This is a genomic window from Acidovorax sp. KPB24-03 (genome assembly GCF_057546605.1).
In genome coordinates this window covers 1-2,591 of sequence record NZ_BAAJYR010000458.1, presented here as the reverse complement: position 1 = coordinate 2,591, position 2,591 = coordinate 1, and the positions used below count along the sequence as shown (strand labels likewise).

General features: G+C 71.6%; 2 protein-coding genes. One reads left to right on the top strand and one right to left on the bottom strand.

The features are described 5' to 3' along the window. Positions 1-566 (top strand): sensor histidine kinase (locus tag AC27KI_RS22530; RefSeq protein WP_487115929.1); only part of this gene is annotated, 566 nt, incomplete at its 5' end. A 4-nt stretch (positions 567-570) separates the two neighbouring features. Here AC27KI_RS22530 and AC27KI_RS22525 read toward each other — a convergent pair. After that, positions 571-2,484 (bottom strand): B12-binding domain-containing radical SAM protein, encoded by a 1,914-nt coding sequence (locus AC27KI_RS22525; RefSeq protein ID WP_317356994.1) that lies wholly within the window; start codon positions 2,482-2,484, stop codon positions 571-573. Positions 2,485-2,591 lie beyond the last annotated feature (107 nt).

The following is a 2,591-nucleotide window of genomic DNA, read 5'->3' as shown; positions in this document are numbered from 1 at the left end:
TCCATGCGGCGGCCTGCTGGGGCGAGGCGCCGCAGGTGCCGGTGCCCGCGCCGCAGGCGCTCGCGGTGCTGGCGCAGATCAGCGACGACCTGCGGCTGATCATCGACACCACGGCCCATGTGCCGCAAGGGGATCTGCAGGCCCTGCTGGCCGCCCCCCGGCGCCGCCTGATGTCGCGCCTGCAGGCCGCGGGCATCGATGCCCGCTGGCATGCCGAGGGCCTGGACGGGGTGCGGCTGGAGGGGGCGCGTGCGCTGAACCTGCTGCGGCTCCTGCAGGAGGCCGTGACCAATGCCATCCGGCACAGCGGAGCGCGCCGCGTCGGCATATCGGTGCTGCGCCGGGGGGCGTGCCTGCAGGTCTGCGTGCAGGACGACGGCCGGGGTTTCGATGCCACGCGGGCCGGCGCGCAGGGGATGGGGCTGGCGAACATGCGGCAGCGCGCGATCGCCCTGGAGGCGGTGCTGCAGCTCGAAACCGCCCCGGGCCAGGGGTGCCGGGTGGCCGTCGACGTGGCATGGCAGGCCGCCGATCCGCCAGTTCCCCCGGTCCCTTCGGGCGATTGACTTTTCAGTGCGCGCGGCTGGCGAGCGCCCGCTCGATGCGGTGCCGCGCCACGGTGGTCTTGGGCACCTTGAACGGGAACCAGGCGCGCACGTCCTCGTCCAGCCCGATGCCGTGCATGTAGTTGTAGATCGCCTTCTTCAGCGCGCCGCCCAGCGCGTCGTGGTCCACGCCGGTGGGGTCGATGAAGGCCACGTCGTTCTTGGCGAAGCCGCCCGGCGGCAGCGGCGCGAGCGTGACGCCGTACTCCCCGGGGTTCTTGCCCACGGGCGAGTGCACGGTGCAGGCGAAGCGGTGGAAGAACCCGCTCTGGATGCAGCCGTTGGCGAACAGCTGGCGCACGTATTCGAGCGCATCCACGGTGTCCTGCACCGTCTGGGTTGGAAAACCGTACATCAGGTAGGCGTGCACGAGGATGCCGGCATCGGTGAAGGCCCGCGTCACGCGCGCCACCTGGTCCACCGACACGCCCTTCTTCATGAGCTGCAGCAGCCGGTCCGAGGCCACCTCCAGCCCGCCCGAGATCGCGATGCAGCCGGAGTCGGCCATCAGCTCGGCCAGCTCGGGCGTGAAGGTCTTCTCGAACCGCACGTTGCCCCACCACGAGATGCCGGCGTTGCGTTCGATCAGCTCGGTGGCCAGCGCCTTGAGGGCTTTCGGCGGGGCGGCCTCGTCCACGAAGTGAAAACCGGTCTGCCCGGTCTCGCGCACGATCTGCTCGATGCGGTCGGCCAGCACGGCGGCGCTCGCGCCCTCGTAGCGGCTGATGTAGTCAAGGCTCACGTCGCAGAAGCTGCACTTCTTCCAGTAGCAGCCGTGGGCCACGGTGAGCTTGTTCCAGCGCCCGTCGCTCCACAGCCGGTGCATGGGGTTGAGCATGTCCAGCAGCGAGAGGTAGCGGTCCAGCGGCAGGCCGTCCCAGGTGGGCGTGCCCACCTCGGCGAAGGCGATGTCGGCCTCCATCATGTTCACGTACTGCACGGCGCCGTCGTCGCCCCGCACGAAGGTGCGCACCAGGCGCTGGCGGCCGCGCTGGCCCTGCACGTGCTCCAGCAGCGCGAGCAGCGGGCGCTCGCCCGCGTCCAGCGTCACGTAGTCGAAATGGTCGAACACGCGGGGCTCGGCCAGCTCGCGCAGTTCGGTGTTCACGAAGCCGCCGCCCAGCACCGTGGCGATGTGCGGGTAGCGCGCCTTGATGGCCTGCGCGATGCGAAAGGCCGCGTACACCGAGCCGGGAAAGGGCACGGACAGCAGCACCACGTCGGGCGTGTGGCGCGCGATGGCCTCGTGCGTGAGCGCCTCGAGCATCTCGTCCACCAGCGTGGGCGGCGCGGCCAGCGCGTCGGCCAGCGGATCGAAGGTGGGCTGGCTGCCGGCCAGCGACTCGGCATAGCGCACGAACTCGAAGCGCTCGTCCACCGCATCGCGCAATACGTCGGCCAGGTCGTTCAGGTACAGCGTGGCGATGTGCTTGGCCTTGTCGTGCAGGCCCAGGGCGCCGAAGGCCCAGCCCAGCGGATCGCCGCCCTCGTCGTCCACATAGACGTCGAGCGAGGCGAAGCGCGGGCCCTCGGGCAGGTAGTGGCGCCCGGCGATGCGGTGCGCGAGCGTCGAGTCGCGCCCCTGCAGGAATGCGATGGCCGGCGCGACCGTGGCGAGGTAGCGGTCCTGCTGCGCGGCGAAGGACTGGACCGCCGGGCTGCGCCGCGCCTCGGGCAGGGCCTGCACCCGCGCGGCCACGGCCTGCAGGCCCTCGGGCGAGAGCAGGCGCAGCACCAGGGCCAGCGCCAGGTCTTCCTGGAACGCGGTGACGCCGCGCGAGCGCAGAAAGCCCGTCAGGTAGGCGCTGGAGGGGTAGGGCGTGTTCAGCTGCGTCATCGGTGGGATGACGGCCAGCACGCGGGGGGTCGAGGCGGACATGGGTGTGGGGCAGGGCGGCCGCGCAAAAAGGCGGGGGCAGCAAAGCGCGGCGGAAGGCGGGCGAGGGCCGATTATCCCGCCGGGCTCAGGCCGGCGCGCCGCGTGGG

Excerpts from the sequence above, each read along its gene's own strand:
- AC27KI_RS22525 (WP_317356994.1), bottom strand. The coding sequence starts at position 2,484 with ATGTCCGCCTCGACCCCCCGCGTGCTGGCCGTCATCCCACCGATGACG.